Raw genomic sequence first — 1,197 nt, 5'->3', positions numbered from 1 at the left:
GGACGGCGGCGCCGTATCCTGCGGAGCGGTGCATCCACGAGCTGTTCGAGGCGCAGGTGCACAAGGCGCCGGATGCGGTGGCGGTGGTCTGCAAAGATGAGCGGCTGAGCTACGGCGAGCTCAATGCGCGGGCCAACCGCCTGGCGCATCACCTGATCGCCCTCGGGGTCAAACCTGGGGATCGCATTGCCACAGTGCTGGACCGCTCCGTCGCTCTTCTGGTGGCGCAGCTGGCAATTCTGAAGGCCGGCGGCGTGTATGTACCGATCGATCGCGCCCTCCCGCCGGCACGACAAGAATTGCTGAGGGCCGATTGTGCTGCACGCTTGGTGCTTTGCGCTGATGATCTGGTTGAGGCGACGATACCTGTTCGTACTATTGGGCCGCTCATAGCTGGAACGGGATGTAGTTCCGATCCTGGGCTGGCGTTGAGCGCTGAAACTGCCGCTTACGTCATGTACACCTCTGGCTCAACTGGCCTTCCCAAAGGAGTTGTTGTTCCTCATCGTGCCGTCAACCGGCTCGTGATCAACAGTGGGTATGTGAAGATCGATGCAGGAGATCGGGTGGCATGGGCTGGCAATCCCGCCTTCGACGCAAGCACGTTCGAAGTATGGGCACCGCTGCTTAACGGTGGTTGCATTGTTGCCATGCATGCCGCCACCGTCAGGGATACTCTTAGTTTTGCCCGCGCGCTTGAACAGCACCGGGTGACGACACTGTTTCTAACAACAGCATTATTCAACCAACATACATCAACGATTGCTCCGACGTTGGCGCAACTGAAGCACCTCCTCTGTGGGGGTGAGTGCGGTGATCTTGCCTCGTTTCTGAGATTGTTAAAGGAAAAGGGCCCCGTACGTCTCATTAACTGCTACGGGCCCACCGAGACGACGACATTCGCGACGATCTGGACTTGCCCGGCTGATTTTAATGGGTCATTGGTCCCGATCGGGCGCCCAATCGCCAACACGCGTGTGTACTTGCTGGATGGCTATGGCGCGCCTGTGCCGTTCGGCGCGGTGGGCGAGCTTTACATTGGCGGGGCGGGGGTGGCACGGGGCTACCTCAACCGCCCTGAGCTGACCGCGGAGCGGTTCATCGCCAGTCCCTTTGTCGAGGGCGATCGGCTGTACCGGACCGGCGACCTTGCACGTTATCTGCCGGACGGCAATCTTGAGTTCCTGGGCCGCAACG

At 60.4% G+C, this 1,197-nt stretch carries 1 protein-coding gene; it reads left to right on the top strand.

Annotation, left to right across the window (positions count from 1 at the left end):
- Positions 1 to 1,197: amino acid adenylation domain-containing protein (locus tag I6F36_RS38555; protein WP_225173250.1), on the top strand; the 1,197-nt coding region annotated here is incomplete at both ends.

Origin of the sequence: Bradyrhizobium sp. BRP19 (assembly GCF_020194195.1) — a bacterium.
GTDB classification, from domain to species: domain Bacteria; phylum Pseudomonadota; class Alphaproteobacteria; order Rhizobiales; family Xanthobacteraceae; genus Bradyrhizobium; species Bradyrhizobium yuanmingense.
The sequence above is the reverse complement of the archived record's forward strand: the minus strand, read 5'-3'. Positions and strand labels throughout refer to the sequence as shown.